This is a genomic window from Pseudomonas sp. B21-051, assembly GCF_024748795.1.
Taxonomy (GTDB): domain Bacteria; phylum Pseudomonadota; class Gammaproteobacteria; order Pseudomonadales; family Pseudomonadaceae; genus Aquipseudomonas; species Aquipseudomonas putida_A.
The window spans coordinates 166,918-182,191 of the sequence record NZ_CP087166.1 but is presented as its reverse complement, the minus strand read 5'-3'; the positions used below and the strand labels follow the sequence as shown (position 1 = coordinate 182,191).

11 protein-coding genes are annotated in these 15,274 nt (G+C 61.7%); 1 reads left to right on the top strand and 10 read right to left on the bottom strand.

Features of this window, described 5'->3' with window-relative positions:
- Position 1 precedes the first annotated feature (1 nt).
- Complete coding sequence (locus tag LOY52_RS00780; protein ID WP_258677737.1) at positions 2–2,185, top strand: lipase family protein; 2,184 nt, start codon at positions 2–4, stop codon at positions 2,183–2,185.
- A 44-nt stretch (positions 2,186–2,229) separates the two neighbouring features.
- Here the strand turns inward: LOY52_RS00780 and LOY52_RS00775 are convergent, their stop codons facing one another.
- The 10 genes from LOY52_RS00775 to LOY52_RS00730 form a co-directional block, all read right to left on the bottom strand.
- On the bottom strand, positions 2,230–3,675 hold the full coding sequence (locus LOY52_RS00775) for an efflux transporter outer membrane subunit (protein ID WP_258677735.1): 1,446 nt from the start codon (positions 3,673–3,675) through the stop codon (positions 2,230–2,232).
- Positions 3,676–3,821: 146 nt separating this feature from the next.
- Complete coding sequence (locus LOY52_RS00770) at positions 3,822–4,892, bottom strand: HlyD family secretion protein (protein WP_258677733.1); 1,071 nt, start codon at positions 4,890–4,892, stop codon at positions 3,822–3,824.
- 26 nt (positions 4,893–4,918) lie between these two features.
- The gene (locus tag LOY52_RS00765; protein ID WP_258677732.1) at positions 4,919–6,457 is read right to left on the bottom strand and encodes an MFS transporter; all 1,539 of its coding nucleotides are present in this window, start codon (positions 6,455–6,457) and stop codon (positions 4,919–4,921) included.
- Positions 6,458–6,647: 190 nt separating this feature from the next.
- Positions 6,648–7,565, bottom strand: coding sequence for a LysR family transcriptional regulator (locus LOY52_RS00760; RefSeq protein ID WP_258677730.1), 918 nt, complete (start codon positions 7,563–7,565; stop codon positions 6,648–6,650).
- 116 nt (positions 7,566–7,681) lie between these two features.
- Positions 7,682–8,548, bottom strand: coding sequence for an ABC transporter permease (locus tag LOY52_RS00755; RefSeq protein ID WP_258677728.1), 867 nt, complete (start codon positions 8,546–8,548; stop codon positions 7,682–7,684).
- Positions 8,549–8,568: 20 nt separating this feature from the next.
- On the bottom strand, positions 8,569–9,429 hold the full coding sequence (locus LOY52_RS00750) for an ABC transporter ATP-binding protein (RefSeq protein ID WP_258677726.1): 861 nt from the start codon (positions 9,427–9,429) through the stop codon (positions 8,569–8,571).
- 5 nt (positions 9,430–9,434) lie between these two features.
- Positions 9,435–10,460, bottom strand: coding sequence for an ABC transporter substrate-binding protein (locus LOY52_RS00745; RefSeq protein ID WP_258677723.1), 1,026 nt, complete (start codon positions 10,458–10,460; stop codon positions 9,435–9,437).
- Between the two features lie 18 nt (positions 10,461–10,478).
- Positions 10,479–11,375: a TauD/TfdA family dioxygenase gene (locus LOY52_RS00740; protein ID WP_097086774.1), complete on the bottom strand. Its 897-nt coding sequence runs from the start codon at positions 11,373–11,375 to the stop codon at positions 10,479–10,481.
- Between the two features lie 373 nt (positions 11,376–11,748).
- Positions 11,749–13,116 (bottom strand): HlyD family type I secretion periplasmic adaptor subunit, encoded by a 1,368-nt coding sequence (locus LOY52_RS00735; RefSeq protein ID WP_096796933.1) that lies wholly within the window; start codon positions 13,114–13,116, stop codon positions 11,749–11,751.
- Positions 13,106–15,262, bottom strand: coding sequence for a type I secretion system permease/ATPase (locus tag LOY52_RS00730; RefSeq protein ID WP_258677721.1), 2,157 nt, complete (start codon positions 15,260–15,262; stop codon positions 13,106–13,108). Before LOY52_RS00730 ends, LOY52_RS00735 begins: the two co-directional genes overlap by 11 nt.
- Positions 15,263–15,274: the final 12 nt, after the last annotated feature.

Here is a 15,274-nt window from a genome sequence, read left to right as displayed (position 1 = left end):
CATGACGTCATTGGAAAAAGAACTGCAATCACCATTGAACAACAGGATGCTCAATTGCCCCACACAAGGGAACTGGTGCAGTTTTCAGCTAGTTGATGAACACGGACTGACAGAAGCCTACGCAGGGCTCGCCTACGATGCGATTGATTCAGAGGGGCAGACTTTCAACGGATACCTGGATGCCAAAGGTTGCGGTCGGGTGACCAATTGCTGTGCCGGCCCCATTGCACTTTCATTCGATCACACCTACGAAGGATCTGATGAGCCCTATAAAAGTTTGATCAACAGACCCCACTATCCCCTGAAAATCACCGAACTCCAGGTTCGCGCCGAGCAAACCCGATACCGCAATTCCGGCGCCACCCGTAACCGCGAACAACCCATACCGAACGGCGACGCATACATACAGGTCGAGGTACGCCACCTGGTCCGGCATGTCGCTCATCTGCCCCCCGAGGTCTATCGCCACTACCCCGCCGACAGCGGCCTGGCCGCGATCATGGGCAAGCACGCCGAAGTCGGCGTCGCCCTGGCCTCGCGCAAGCACACGGTGCTGGAAGTTCGTGCGTTGCGGGCCTTGCGCCCGATGCTGTCGACGGCGCCTGAGTTCTGCGCACTCAACCTGTATCAACTGGCATTGATGGCCACCCTGAGTTACTGCCCTTTTGGCCAGAAACCCGCCGCCGCTCCGATCAAGGAACCCCGGGTTGTCTTCCCGGATCAACCCAGTGTGGGCAACTGGTTCGCCGATGCCTTGGCCAAGTCCGATGAGCTGTGGCGCGTCGACACCGCGCAAAAGAATGCCTATTACCCTTTGTATGAAGACGTGGCGTATTCGAGAAGGCTGGAAATCGTGCCGTTCGATCCGACGCTGTATGAGGTTAATGATCCAGCCCTTGGTGAGGATCAGGAGCACCCCGAGAAGGTCCACTTTCTCGACGACAGGCACCTCGGAAAAGAAGCGACCGACACCCAAGCCTTCATCTCTCACAATGACGAACTGATTCTGATCGCCGTACGTGGCACCTTTGAGATTATTCCTGACGGATTACGAGATGCTGACGCTCTGCAAGTACCATTCGAGGAAGGAGAGGGCCAGGTTCATCGGGGGTTTTATGACGCAGCAAAAAAAGCAGAAGCTTTTGTAGCGAGCTATCTGGACCGATTCTACGCAGGTCAAAAACTACTGATCTGTGGACATAGCTTGGGTGGGGCAATCACTTTGCTGCTTTCGGAAATGCTTAGGCGCAATCCTGAAGGCTACAACATCCAACTCTATACCTACGGCGCCCCCCGCGCCGGCGACACCGTCTTCACCCAAGCCGCCGCCCCGCTGGTGCATTACCGCATGGTCAACCACAACGATCCGGTGCCCAGCGTACCGGGCAGCTGGATGAATACTAAGGCAGGGGTCTACGGAACCGGCGCGGCGTTGATGTTTACCAACGTGCCGGTCGGGCTGTCGGTGTTCGTCGCGGGCATTACAAACTGGACGGGGGAAGCCTACGACCATCATGGCACCTTGCATCACGCCATGCCGGTGGAGTTCGGGCGCCAGCAGACCTCTTCGATCCTGTGGGAGCCGGGCTGCGACACCATCACCCAGCACGCGGCGTGCACCCTCGCGTTGCAACAGCAAAACGGCCTGCCGGATCGTCCGGGATTGTTGCGGCAGATCTTCAATGCCGGGCATCACTCGATGGTCGGCGGCTATGTCCCGGCGTGCTGGGCCGCCTTGCGCCGTTGGCAACAGGCGCATGAGGCGAATCGCACGCGGGTCACTGACAGCGAGTTTGAATGGGTCGAGCAAGCGCTGGTGCGCATTACCCGGCAATTGCGCGCCGCCCGCCAGGACCTGCTGGCCCGGCCAGCGGCCTACGTGCGCACCCAGGAGCGCACGATCGAGGCGATCAGCCACGAAGTCAGCCGCATCGAGACCACCCATGCGCGCCTGAGCGCCTTGCGGCATAAACGGGTCAGCGCAACGGACGTTTATGGCCTGCTCGGCGAACAGCCGGAACTGCTCGCCGAAAGCCTGCAACGCTGGCGAACGCACCCGGAAAACCTCAAGCAAGAACAACTCGCGCAGGCCCCGGACAACCCCAGCAACGATGCACTGCTGACCTCACTTTACGGTCATACGATCGGTGCGCCACATACGCTCGATATCGACTCGATCATCTAGTGCAACCGGAGGGGGCGAAACGCTGGAGTTCCCGGCACCTCCGATCAAAGCGAATGCATCGATTGGGTTCCCTGCGCTATCTCCCCCGCCGGATATACCGACTCCCAGCCCCCGCCCAATGCCCGGTATAACCCGACCATCGCCAGCGAAACGCCGGTCGAGCTTTCCACCCACTGCTCCTGAGTCGCCAGCAACGCGCCTTGCACGGTGAGGACGTTGACGAAATCGACCACGCCTTCGACGTACTGCTGCTGTGCGGTGCGCAGGGCGATCTGGTTCTGGCGTACGGCTTCGGCGAGGCTGTCGCGGCGGCGTTGGCTGGCGTTGTAGGCCGTCAACTGGTCGTCGATTTCATGCCAGGCGCGCAGCACGGTCTGCTGGTAGGCGATGGCCGCTTCCTGTTGCTGGGCTTCACGCAGTTGCAGCATGCCGCGCAGGCGTCCGCCGTCGAACAGCGGCAGGCTGAATTGCGGGCCGATACCGAACGCGCGCGAGCCCCAGGAACCGAAATCGCTCAGTTGCATCGCTTGCGATCCGAGGTTGCCGGACAGGGTGATGCGCGGATAGAAATCGCCCTTGGCCACGCCGATGTTGGCGGTGGCGGCATGCAGGCGCGCCTCGGCCTGCCGGATGTCCGGACGGCGTTCAGCCAGCTGCGACGGCAGGCCGATGGCGACTTGCAGCGGTGACTGCGGCACCGCACCGTCTGTGGATAACTCCTTGGCCAGGGCCTGCGGCGCTTCGCCCATCAACAGGCTTATCGCGTTGATCAATTGCGACTGACGCTGCTCAAGGGCCGGCAGGCGCGATTCGATGGCGGAAACCTGCGCGGCGGCTTCGGCGACGTCGAGATCGGTTGCCACACCATCGCTCAGGCGCAGTTGCGAGAGTTTGAGGCTGTGCCGGGCGACGTCGAGGTTCTGCTCGGTGACCGCGCGGGTGTTCTGCACGCCGCGCAGTTGGATGTAGTTCTGTGCGGTGTCGGCGAGCACCGCCAGAAGCACACCGCGACGGTCGTTTTCGGCGACTTCGAGGTTGGCATCGGCGGCTTCGGTTTCACGGCGCACACGGCCCCAGAAATCCAGTTCCCAGGAGGCGGAGAAACCGGCGTCCCACAGATTGAAGGCGGAATCGCCGTTGTGCCCGGACGGGTCATTCAGGCCTTCGCCACTGTTGCGCTTACGCGCGTAGCTGCCGTTAGCGGCGGTGTTCGGGTAACGATCCGCGGTGATTACCTGGCGCGCGGCACGGCTTTGTTGCAAGCGGCTGCTGGCCAGTTGCAGATCGAGGTTGCTGTTCATCGCCCGCTGGGTCAGGGCTGAGAGTTGCGGGTCGTGGAAAACCTCCCACCAGCGTTCGTTCAGCGGTTCGCTGACGGCTTGGCTGGGGGCGGACTTGGCGGGCTTGGCCCAGTCGGCGATCTGTTTGGCTTCGGGCTTGTGGAAGTCCGGGCCGACGGTGCAGGCGCTGAGGCCAAATAAGCTCACCATAACAAGTGACTGAAACAGACTTTTGTGGCGAGGGAGCTTGTCGAATCGTCGCACCGTCCCGCTCGAGTGCGCAGCGCTCGCGATTTTTGCGGTCGCTTCGCAACCCAGCGGGAGCAAGCTCCCTCGCCACAGGTTTTTCCCCAGAATCATCGCTGAGTCACCTCGCGCTCCGCCGACGCCGAACGGCGGGTATCGATACTCGCCTCCACCGACATGCCCACCCGCAAACGCTCGGCCAACGGCTGACCCGGCTCAAGCTGGATCTTCACCGGAATCCGCTGCACGACCTTGGTGAAGTTACCCGTGGCGTTATCCGGTTTCACTGCGGCGAAGGTCACGCCGGTGGCCGGGGCGATACTTTCAACGCGACCGCTCAAGGCCTCGCCGCCGAGGCTGTCGACGCGCACCTGCACGTGCTGCCCCGGCTGCACGTCGGTAAGTTGGGTTTCCTGGAAGTTGGCAACCACATATGCCTGCTGCAACGGCACCACCGCCAACAGCTTGCTGCCCGGCGTCACGTAGGCACCGACACGCACCGCGCGCTCGCCGATCATGCCGTCCTGCGGTGCGGTGATGCGCGTATAGGACAGCTCGAAACTGGCGATTTCCAGCGCCGCTTGCGCATGCTTCAGATTGCCTTCGGCGGCATCGCGCTGCGCCGTGAGAATTTCCACCTGCTTGCGCTCGGCCGCGAGTTTCGCGCTGACGGTGTCGAGCCGGGCGCTCGCCTGGTCAATGCGCGTACGCGCCTGTTGCGCATTCTGCACCGTGCCGGCACCGACGCCAGCGAGGTGGTTGTAGCGATTGAGTTCCTGCTGGGCGAAGGCCATTTCTGCCTTGGCCGAGACCACCGAAGCCTGCGCCTGAGCGATCACCGACGTCTGCCGCTCCAGCGTCGCCTTGGCGTTTTGCAGCTGAGCCCGGGCGACCAAGGTTTGCGCATCGGCCGCTTCAGCGGCGGCGCGCAAATCGCGATCATCGATCAACGCCAGCAGTTGCCCGGCCTTCACTTGCTGGTTGTCCTCCACCAGCACTTCCTTGATGAACCCGGCCACGCGCGGCACCACCAAGGTGAAGTCGGCGGAAACGAACGCGTCGTTGGTATTTTGCTGGGTGCGTTTGCCGAACAGCCCCGGCACCGCCAGGTACAGCAACATGCCAACAGCCAGTGCGGCCGCCACAGCCACCGCGAGTTTTTGCTTTGCTTGAGTCGTCATAAAAACCTTCGGTATCAGTGAAGCAATCAGGTCGGTGCACGGGGCGGAAAGATCCGCGTCGGCAGCCAGAAAATCAGCAGGATCAGCGTCACCGCGACGCCGGCCATGCACACATAGAGATCAGAGGAAGTCAGCACCACGGCCTGTTCGTGCAGACGATGGGCGAGGCCCGGATCGCTGCGATCGGCCAACGGTGAATTACCGAGGTTGTCGATCAACATGGTCGAGTGGAAATGCAGGCGCGCGGTGGTCAGCGCCTCAATGACTCCGGTGGCGATCACCGCCGCCAGGCCTTTCACCGTGTTGAACCACGCGGAGGCGAACGGCCCGTCCTGCGGCTGGATGCTGCCGGTCGAGAGCATCAACAGCGGCAACACCGACATCGGCTGACCGAAAATCTGCAGCCATTGCAGGACGTAGAAATTGTCGCGGATCCACTCCGAGGTCAGCAGCGAGCCGCCCAGGCAGGACAGGGTCAACATGCTCAAACCGATGCCCAGCACCCAGCGGCAATCGACCCAGCGCAGGTTGCACAGCGCCGCCACCAGCGGCAGCGCGATCAATTGCGGCAATGCGGCGATCAGCATGATCGGTGCGGTCTGCACCGGACGATAACCCTGGACCTGCGCCAGATAGCTCGACGGAATCAGCACCACCGCCTGCAACACCACCAGCACCCCGGCGAGGGTCATCAGTGCGAACGACAGATTGCGAATGCCGAGCATCTGCAGCTTGAAAAACGGAATCGGCTGCGACCACTCATTGATCAGAAACGCCACCAGCAACAGCGAACCGGCGCCGAGCAAACCGCAGATCAGGCTCGACTCGAACCAGTCCAGCCGGTTGCCCTGGAGCAAGCCGATCACCAGCATGCAGATCGCCGGGAAGCCCAGCAGCAGGCCTTTCCAGTTGAATGTTTTTAGACGTTCGAGGCGCAACGGATCCTGCGGAATGCCCCAAGCGACCATCGCCATGGCGATCAGGCACGGCACGATGATTTGCCAGAACGTCCATTGCCAGCCGACATACTCGCTCCACAGCCCGGCCAGCGGCGTGCCGAGGCCGGGGCCGAAAGTCGCCGTCAGGGCGTAACCAGCCAGGCCGTAGAGTTTGAAATTGGCCGGTAGGAAACGCAGGGCGACAGTCATCAGCATCGGCGGCAACGCCCCGCCGGCCAGCCCTTGCAGGGTGCGCATCAGCAGCAGGCTTTCGTAATTCGGGGCGAACGGGCACAACACGCCGAGCAGCGTGAACAGGCTGATCGCGCAGAGGGTGAAACGGCGCAGCGAAAAGGTCACCGAGCACCACGGCGCGAAAGCCATCGCCGCCACCGAGGTCGCGGCGTAGCAGGACACCAGCCAGGTGCCTTCGTCATAACCGATGTTCAGCGCGCCCCGAATGTCGGCCAGTGCGACTTTGGTCACCATTTCGTTGAGACCCGAGACCAGCACCGCCAGCAGCACGCCAACCAGGCCGGTGATGATCCGCACGCCGAACACCGCTGGCGCAGCCGCCGTCGCCGGACTGGCCGCAGCGATGGGCGCCGGGGCCGTCAGGGATGTCATGGATACATACTCCGGAAGAAAAATACCGGAGCATTTTAGTAAGGCTTACTGCTGACGAAAATTGACTTATTGGCAGGTTATAAGTGCGTCAGACACAACTGTCTAAAGCAAAAGATCGCAGACTTCGGCAGCGCCTACAGAGCAATACGTTCCCCTGTAGGAGCTGCCGAAGGCTGCGATCTTTTGCCCTTCAGGGCTGCGCGGCCAGCCACGTCTCATCGCAACAGTTCTTCAGCGTTTCGCGCAGCCAGCGGTGTGCCGGGTCCTTGTCGAAGCGCGGATGCCAGGCCTGGGTCAGCATCAGCGTCGGCAACGGGATCGGCAGATTGAACGAGCGCAGCTTCAGGCCCAGCCGCCGCACACTGAGCAATGCTTCCTTGGGCACCGGCAGGATCAGGTCGGAATCCGGCAAGGCAAACATCGCCGCGTGGAAGCTTGGCGCAATCACCGCCACCCGCCGCTCCAGGCCCAAGGCATTCAACGCGGTATCAATAGGGCCACGGGCAATACCACGGCGCGACATGCTGATATGCGAGTAACCGGCATAGCGCTCGGCAGTGATTTCGCCGTCGAGCAGTGGATGATCCTCACGCACCAGGCCGACGAAATGCGTGGAAAACAGGTTCTGCACTTTGACTTCCGGGGTCACCGGACGGGTGTTGCTGACACTCAGATCAATCCGCCCTTCGCGCAACGCCTCATCGTCGCCATCGCCCTCGGGGACGAAGCGCAATTCGCAGTGCGGCGCCTGCTGGTCAAGGGTGTCGAACAGCTTGCCGCCGTACACGCCGATGAAAAAGTCATTGGCGCGGATGCTGAAGCGCCGGCGCAGGGTGCCGAGCTCCACGCTGTCGGCGGAGCGAAACAGCAACGCCGCCTGCTCGACCACATCGCGCACCTGCTCGCGCAATTCGAGGGCTTTGGGGGTTGGCACCAGGCCACGGCCAGCGCGTACCAGGATCGGATCGCCGATCGCCTCGCGAATGCGCGTCAGGGTGCGGCTCATGGCGGCGGGGCTGAGGTTCATCCGCCGGGCGGCGCCAACCACACTGCCCTCGTCGAGCAGAGCGTCGAGGGCGACCAGAAGGTTCATGTCCGGGAGTTGCATGCTGAGCACTCTTGGCTGATCTGGATTGATCTGGGTGCAATGCTAGCAAACATCCCTCAAGTTGGCGGCGGCTGTAAGGACCCCATCGCTGGCTTGCCAGCGATGGGCAATACACATCAGCGCTGCATACCCCAACGCTTTACGGTCACCCGCTCCAGCGTGTCGAACACCAGATTCTCCACCAGCAACCCGATCAGGATCACCACCGCCAACCCGGCAAACACCTTGTCGGTGTACAGCTCGTTGCGATTCTGGAAGATGTACCAGCCCAACCCGCCCTTGCCGCTGGTAGCGCCGAACACCAGTTCGGCGGCGATCAGCGTGCGCCAGGCAAACGCCCAGCCGATTTTCAGCCCGGCGAGGATCGACGGCAGCGCTGCCGGGATCAGGATGAACAGCACAAAACGCATGCCCTTCAGCCCATAGTTACGCCCGGCCATGCGCAGGGTTTCCGAGACACCGAGAAAACCGGCGTAGGTGTTCAACGCCAGCGCCCACAGCACCGAATGCACCAGCACGAAAATCAGGCTGTTCTGCCCCAGCCCGAACCAGAGCAAGGCCAGCGGCAGCAAGGCAATTGCCGGCAGCGGATTGAACATTGAGGTCAGGGTGCTCAGCAGATCGCGACCAAACTGGGTCGACACCGCCAGCGTGGTCAGGGCGAATGCCAGCACGATGCCGATCAGGTAACCCTTGATCAGCACCACCAGCGATATCCACACCTTGCCCAGCAACTCACCACTGAGCAGACCGTCGTACAGCGCATGACTGGTCTGCAGAAAACCTGGCAGCAGCAGGTCGTTGTTCTGCACCCGGGCGATCACTTCCCAGACGATCGCCAGCAGAATCAGGATCACACTCTTACGCAACCAGCCCTGTTGCCACAGGCGTTGGCCCAGCGGCAGTTCGCGCTCAAGCGGCACGCTGGTCAGTGGTTCAAGAACGGTTTCAAACTCTTGTCGTAGAGACGATGGTTGGCTCATCGGGCAATCCTCCAGAACGCTCAATAAGCGATGCGAATGTCGTTGAAGTCATGGTCACGCTCGGCTTCCGGCGACTGGCCTTCATCGAACAGCAAACGGTGAATGCGCCGCGCCGATTCCTGGAAAGCCACGCCGCCGAGGCTTTGCAGATCGTATTGATGGCTGTGCACTTCGGCGCGTACCCGCCCCGGATGTGGCGACAGCAGCAGGATGCGGTTGCCGACCACCAGCGCCTCTTCAATCGAGTGGGTGACGAACAGCAAGGTGAAGCGCACCTCTTCCCAGAGCAGCAGCAATTCTTCCTGCATCTTGCGCCGGGTCAACGCGTCCAGCGCGGCGAATGGCTCGTCCATCAGAAGGATTTTCGGCTGCATCGCCAGCGCCCGGGCAATCGCCACCCGCGCCTTCATGCCGCCGGACAAGGTGTGGGGATAGGCGTCGGCGAATGCTGCCAGACCGACTTTTTCCAGGTAGTGCAGTGCACGTTCTTCGGCGTCTTTTTTGTTCAAGGTTCGCGAGGCCAGCAGCGGGAACATCACGTTCTGTTTGACGGTTTTCCACGGCGGCAGTTGATCGAATTCCTGGAACACCACGATCCGATCCGGACCTGGTCCATCGACCCGCTGACCCTGCAGGCGAATCTCGCCTTCACTCGGCGCTATGAACCCTGCAGCCGCTTTGAGCAAAGTCGACTTGCCGCAGCCGGACGGGCCGAGCAGCACAAAGCGGTCCGCCGGATCGATTTCGAAGCTGACCTGATGGGTGGCGCGCACCACCCGTTGCGGGGTGCGGTATTCGAGGCTGACGTTATCCACCGCCAGCAGCGCTTGTGTACTGGCGACCGGGTTGCTGGCCGCGTGGCCTTGCAAAGGGGCATTCATCTCGATCAGCTCCCCTGCAGCGGTTTGGCGTCCTGGAAGAAGTAGTCCTTCCACGATTCCGGTTTGTTCTTGATCGCACCGACGCGGTAGAGGAATTCGGCCAGTGGATAGGTATTTTTCGGTGTGACGCTGAATTCGAATTGCGGGTTGTCGATGATTTTCAGCAGCTCGGCGCGGTCAATTTTTGCCTTGGTCACGCGGATGTAGGTGTCCGCCGCCGCGCCCTTATCGTTCTGCGCAAATTGCGCGGCTTCGGACAGCGCCTCGACGAAGGCTTTGTAGGTTTTCGGGTTCTCGTTGCGGAATTTCTCGGTGGCGAACAGCACGGTTGGCGAGTTCGGCCCGAGGATGTCGTAGGAGTTGAGCACCACGTGCACGTTCGGGTTCTGCAGCGCCTGATCCTGAAACGGCGGGTTGGAGAAATGCCCGGTCAGCTCGGTGCCGCCGGCAATCAGCGCAGCGGTCGCATCCGGGTGCGGCACGGCGATGGTGTACTTGTCGAGGCGATTGAATTCCTTGTCACCCCACTGCTTGGCCGCGGCGTATTGGAGGAAGCGCGACTGCACCGACACGCCCACCGCCGGCACCGCAATGCGGTCCTTCTCGGTGAAATCGGCAATGGTTTTGACCTTGGGATTGTTGCTCACCAGGTAGTACGGGAAGTTGCCAAGCGAGGCGACTGCCTTGACGTTCTGCTTGCCGTGGGTGCGATCCCAGATGGTCAGCAATGGGCCGACGCCGGCGCCGGCGATGTCGATAGAGCCGGACAACAGCGCATCGTTGACCGCCGCGCCGCCCGAGAGCTGCGTCCAGTCGACCTTGATGTCGAGGCCTTGCTGCTTGCCGTACTTCTCGATCAGGCCCTGATCGCGCACCACGTTGAGCAATAAATAGACGACCCCGAACTGTTCGGCGATGCGGATTTCACCTTCGGCGTGGGCCACGGTTGGCGCCACCAGGCTGCCGGCAAGCAGGCTGAAACCCAGGCCGATGGCCGCCGCCAGCGGTGCAAATGGAAGACGTTTGGACATGATCGAATCTCCGGCAAATCAGAAAGGCGCATCGCCCTGAATGGTCGTGCGATACAGCTTGCGGCGCAGGTGCGCTGGGCAGCCGGCGGCGAGGTGGATCAGCGAACGGTTGTCCCAGAACACCATGTCGTGGGGCTGCCACTGGTGGCGGTAAATGTTTTGCGGCAGCACGCTGTGGGCGTAGAGCTCGGCGAGCAGTTGTTTGCTCTCGTCCTCCGGCAGACCGACGATGCGGGTGGTGAAGCCTTCGCTGACGAACAATGCCTTGCGGCCGTTTTCCGGGTGGGTGCGGACGATCGGATGCACCACTTCGGCGACCTGCGCCAGTTGTTCCGGGGTCAGGGTCGGACGCCAGTTGCCTTCGAATTTGGTTTCGCTGTAGCGCGCGGTGTAGGAATGCGCGGCAGAGCGGCCTTCCACGGCTTTGCGCAGTGCCTCGGGCAGGTTGTCCCAGGCTTTGTGCATGTCGGCGAACAGCGTGTCGCCGCCCTCGGACGGCAACTCCTGGGCATGCAGCATCGAGCCGAGACTCGGCAGCTCTTTATAGGAAAGGTCGGAGTGCCAGAACTTGCCGGCGTCGCCCAGACCGATGTTCTGGCCGTTCTCGACGATGTTGGAAACGATGAGGATTTCCGGGTGATTGGCCAGCAGGAACTGCTTGAGTACGTGAATCTGCAACACGCCGAAGCGGCGGCTGAAATCGATCTGCTGTTGCGGGGTGATGCGCTGGTCGCGGAACACCACCACGTGGTGATCCAGGTGCGCACGATGAATGCGCGCGAAGTCCTGATCGTTGACCGGCCGGGTCAGGTCCAGGCCGATGATCTCGGCACCGACGGCACCGCTGAACGGACGAATTTCAAAGGTTTGCGGCGCGGCAGTCGCGGCGCTTGGGGTGGCAGTAGCTGCGGACATCTTTCAATCTCCCACGCACGGCGCGCTCACAGGCGCGCACGTCGATCAGACACTCACGCTGGATTGCGTGTTGGTTCAGGTCGTGCGGCGCGCCGATTGGTCGGCAGGTACGCAGGTGGATGACTTTAAAGCTATAAGAACTGGAAATTAAATACCGTTAATGAATAACGATATGGCAGATGGTGAGGAATGGACTGGATGGTGAGTGACGGTTTGTGTCACTTACTGACAGGAGTGTGTTATTCCCGCTGACGCCTTCGCGAGCAGGCTCGCTCCCACAGGGGTTCGTTGGTGAACACAAAATGAGTGCTTAACAAAGATCCAATGTGGGAGCGAGCCTGCTCGCGAATAGGCCATCAGCCGCGCTGCAAATCTAACGCTCGTGCAACGCCTCGGCCCGCGCCCGAATGATCGGTTTGAGCAGATAGCTCAGCACCGACTTCTTGCCGGTGATGATATCCACCGACGCCACCATCCCCGGAATGATCAGCAGCGGCTTTTCATCAGTGCCCAGGTGGCTGCGCTCGGTGCGCACCTTGATGATGTAGTAGGTGGTTTTCTTGTCTTCGTCGGTGATGGTGTCGGCACCGATCTGCTCCAGTTTGGCTTTGAGCCCGCCATAAATGGTGTAGTCGTACGCGGTGAATTTGACGATCGCTTCCTGCCCCGGGTGCAGGAACGCAATGTCCTGCGGACGGATCTTGGCTTCGACCAGCAAGGTGTCGTCCAGTGGCACGATTTCCACCATGTCGCTGCCCGGCTGGATCACGCCACCGATGGTGTTGACCAGCAACTTGTTGACGATCCCGCGTACCGGTGAGGTGACCAGCGTCCGGCTGACCCGGTCTTCCAGCGCCTTGCCGGTGGCCTGGGCCTTGTTCAGGTCGGTGCGGGCTTCGTTGAGCTGGGTCAGCGCATCGCTGCGGAATTTGCCGCGCGTCTCGTCAATCTTGCGTTGTACTTCCTTGATGGCCGATTCGGCGCGCGGGATAGCCAACGTGGTGGCGTCGAGCTGACCACGTGTTTCGACTTCGGCACGCTTGAGCCGCAGCACTTCCACCGGCGATACGGCGCCTTGCGCCACCAGCGGCTCGGACATGTTGATTTCCTGGCGCTGCAATCCCAGTTGCTGGCGATACTGCGCCTGCTTGGAGCTGAACTCGCGCAGCTCTTGCTGACGCTGGATCAACTGCTCCTGCAAACCGCCGATCTCGTCGTGCAGTTGCTGACGACGACTGATGTACAACGATTCTTCGCTTTTCGCCTGGCCCGGCACGGCTTTGAGCACGTCTTCAGGGAAATTCAGCGGACGGTCATCGACCTCGGCGCTCAGACGCTCGACGCGCAGCAGCATCGACAGCCGGTCGGCCTCGGTTTCGCCGACGTTGGAAGCAAACCGCGTGTCGTCCAGGCGAATCAACGGTGCGCCGGCCTCGACGATCTGGCCTTCCTTGACGAACATTTCCGAGACAATCCCGCCCTCAAGGTTCTGGATTTTCTGGATCTTCGACGACGGAATCGCCTTGCCGTCGCCCTTGGTCACCTCGTCGATAACGGCGAAGTTGGCCCACAGCAGCAAGAACAGGAAGAAGCCGATGATTGCCCAGATGGTCAGGCGCACGACGCGCGGGGCGTCCTCGATCAGCGCCTTGTTGACCTCCGGCAGCGGCTGGCCCTGCAGCGAGGCAGAACCCTTGAAGTAGCGACGGATCGACTCTTTGACACCCGACTTAAGCAACACTGATCTGCCCCTTCTTCAACGCTTCCATCACGGCGGCTTTCGGGCCATCGGCAAGAATCTGTCCACGGTCGACCACCAGCAGGCGGTCGACCAGCGACAGCAGCGAGGCCCGGTGCGTCACCAGCACCACGGTCTTGTTTTCAACGACGGCAGCCAGACGCTGCTTGAGGCGTTCTTCGCCGGTGTTGTCCATGGCGCTGGTCGGTTCGTCGAGCAGCAGGATCGGCGGGTTGAGCAGCAGCGCCCGCGCCAGTGCAACGTTCTGCCGCTGACCGCCGGACAGGTTCTGTCCACGCTCGCCGACTTGCAGCTCATAGCCTTGCGGATGCAGACGGGCGAATTCGTGCACGCCCGCGAGTTCTGCGGCTTGCAGCACCAGCTCGTCTTCGACATAGCGCGCGCCGGAGACCAGGTTGTCACGCAGGGTGCCGGCCAGCAGCTGGATGTCCTGCGGCACGTAGCCGATGTTGTAGCGCAGCTCGCTGACGTCGATCTGGCGGATGTCGACGCCATCTACCAGCAGCGCGCCGTCATCCGGTTGGTACAGGCCGACCAGCAGTTTCGCCAGTGAGCTTTTACCGGAACCGCTGCGGCCGATGATGCCGATCTTCTCGCCGGGACGGATCACCAGATTGATGTTCTTCAGCGCCGGGTTCTGCTGTTCCGGGTAGGTGAAGTTCAGCTGACGGCACTCGATCGCGCCCTGCAACACCTTGCGGCTCAGTGGCCGCTCTTCGAAATTGCGTTCCTGCGGCAGCTCCATCATCTGGTCGACAGAAGTCATGGTTACCCGTGCCTGCTGGTAGCGGGTCAACAGACCGGACAGCGACGCCAGCGGGCTGAGCGCACGGCCGCTGAGCATGTAGCAGGCAATCAGGCCGCCCATGCTCAGGTTGCCGGCGATGATCTGGTACACGCCGAAGACGATCATGATCACCCCGGCCAGTTGCTGGATCAGCAAGGTGATGTTCATCGCCAGACCGGAGAGCATTTTCACCCGCAGTTCGAGGCGGCTGAGGGTGCCGATGGTCTGTTCCCACTGATACTGGCGTTCGCTTTCGGCGTTGTTGACCTTGACCGCATCGAGGCCGGCGAGGGTTTCGATCAGGCTCGACTGCCGCTCGGCGCCGAGGGCCATGGTGCGTTCCATGGTCGCTACCAGCGGCTTCTGCAACGCGTAGCCGATCAACAGCGCAATCGGGAACGCCAGCACCGGAATCCACACCAGATGCCCGCCGAGAATCGCGATGACGATGAAGATCAGGATGGTGAACGGCAGGTCGATCAGACTGGTCAGGGTCAACGAGGCGAGGAAGTCGCGCAGGCTCTGAAACTCATGGATGTTCTGCGCGAAGCTGCCGACCCGCGCCGGGCGGTACTTCATGGCCATGCCGACGATGCGCTCGAACAGCGTCGCGGAGATGATCAGGTCGGTTTTCTTGCCGGCCAGATCCAGGCACAGGCTGCGCAGGCTTTTGAGGATCAGGTCGAAGATGTAGGCACCGGTGATGCCCAGCGCCAGCACCCACAGGGTCGCTTCGGCCTGGTTCGGCACCACGCGGTCGTAGACGTTCATCACGAACAGCGGCGCGGCCATGGCGATGATGTTGATCAGGAAACTGGCGGCGATCGCATCGGCATACAACCAGCGCGAACGCTTGAGGGTGTCACGAAACCACGAGCGCGCACGCGGGATCAGCGTGCCGTGGTTGACGTCGAATTTGTGCTGCGGCTGGGCGAAGAACACTTTGCCGGTGTAGTCGTCGGCCAGCAGTTCGCGACTGACCACCGATTCGCCGCCGTCGCTTTCACTGAGCAGCACCCGCGCTTCGTCTTCACCTTGCCAGCCGAGCAGGACAGCGCTGCGGCCATCCTTGAGCAGCAACAGCGCCGGCATGGCAATCGCCGGAATTTCTTCCAGCTTGCGTTGCAACACCCGGCCCTGCAGCCCGGCGCGAGCCGCTGCGCGGGGCAGCAACTCGACACTCAGGCGTTGTTTGGGCAGCGGCAGGCCAGTGGTGAGCATCGCGGCACTGGCCGGCTTCTGGTGCAACATGCATAGAGCGAGCAGACCATCCAGTAACGGATCGTCGTGCATCGCGCGCGGATCATGAATGAGTTGAACTCGACTGACTTCTGATTCCACGCTCGGCACTCT

Bases quoted from the DNA above. Each gene is read 5' to 3' on its own strand.
- LOY52_RS00780 (WP_258677737.1), top strand. From the start codon at position 2: ATGACGTCATTGGAAAAAGAACTGCAATCACCATTGAACAACAGGATG.
- LOY52_RS00775 (WP_258677735.1), bottom strand. From the start codon at position 3,675: ATGGTGAGCTTATTTGGCCTCAGCGCCTGCACCGTCGGCCCGGACTTC.
- LOY52_RS00770 (WP_258677733.1), bottom strand. From the start codon at position 4,892: ATGACGACTCAAGCAAAGCAAAAACTCGCGGTGGCTGTGGCGGCCGCA.
- LOY52_RS00765 (WP_258677732.1), bottom strand. From the start codon at position 6,457: ATGACATCCCTGACGGCCCCGGCGCCCATCGCTGCGGCCAGTCCGGCG.
- LOY52_RS00760 (WP_258677730.1), bottom strand. From the start codon at position 7,565: ATGCAACTCCCGGACATGAACCTTCTGGTCGCCCTCGACGCTCTGCTC.
- LOY52_RS00755 (WP_258677728.1), bottom strand. From the start codon at position 8,548: ATGAGCCAACCATCGTCTCTACGACAAGAGTTTGAAACCGTTCTTGAA.
- LOY52_RS00750 (WP_258677726.1), bottom strand. From the start codon at position 9,429: ATGAATGCCCCTTTGCAAGGCCACGCGGCCAGCAACCCGGTCGCCAGT.
- LOY52_RS00745 (WP_258677723.1), bottom strand. From the start codon at position 10,460: ATGTCCAAACGTCTTCCATTTGCACCGCTGGCGGCGGCCATCGGCCTG.
- LOY52_RS00740 (WP_097086774.1), bottom strand. From the start codon at position 11,375: ATGTCCGCAGCTACTGCCACCCCAAGCGCCGCGACTGCCGCGCCGCAA.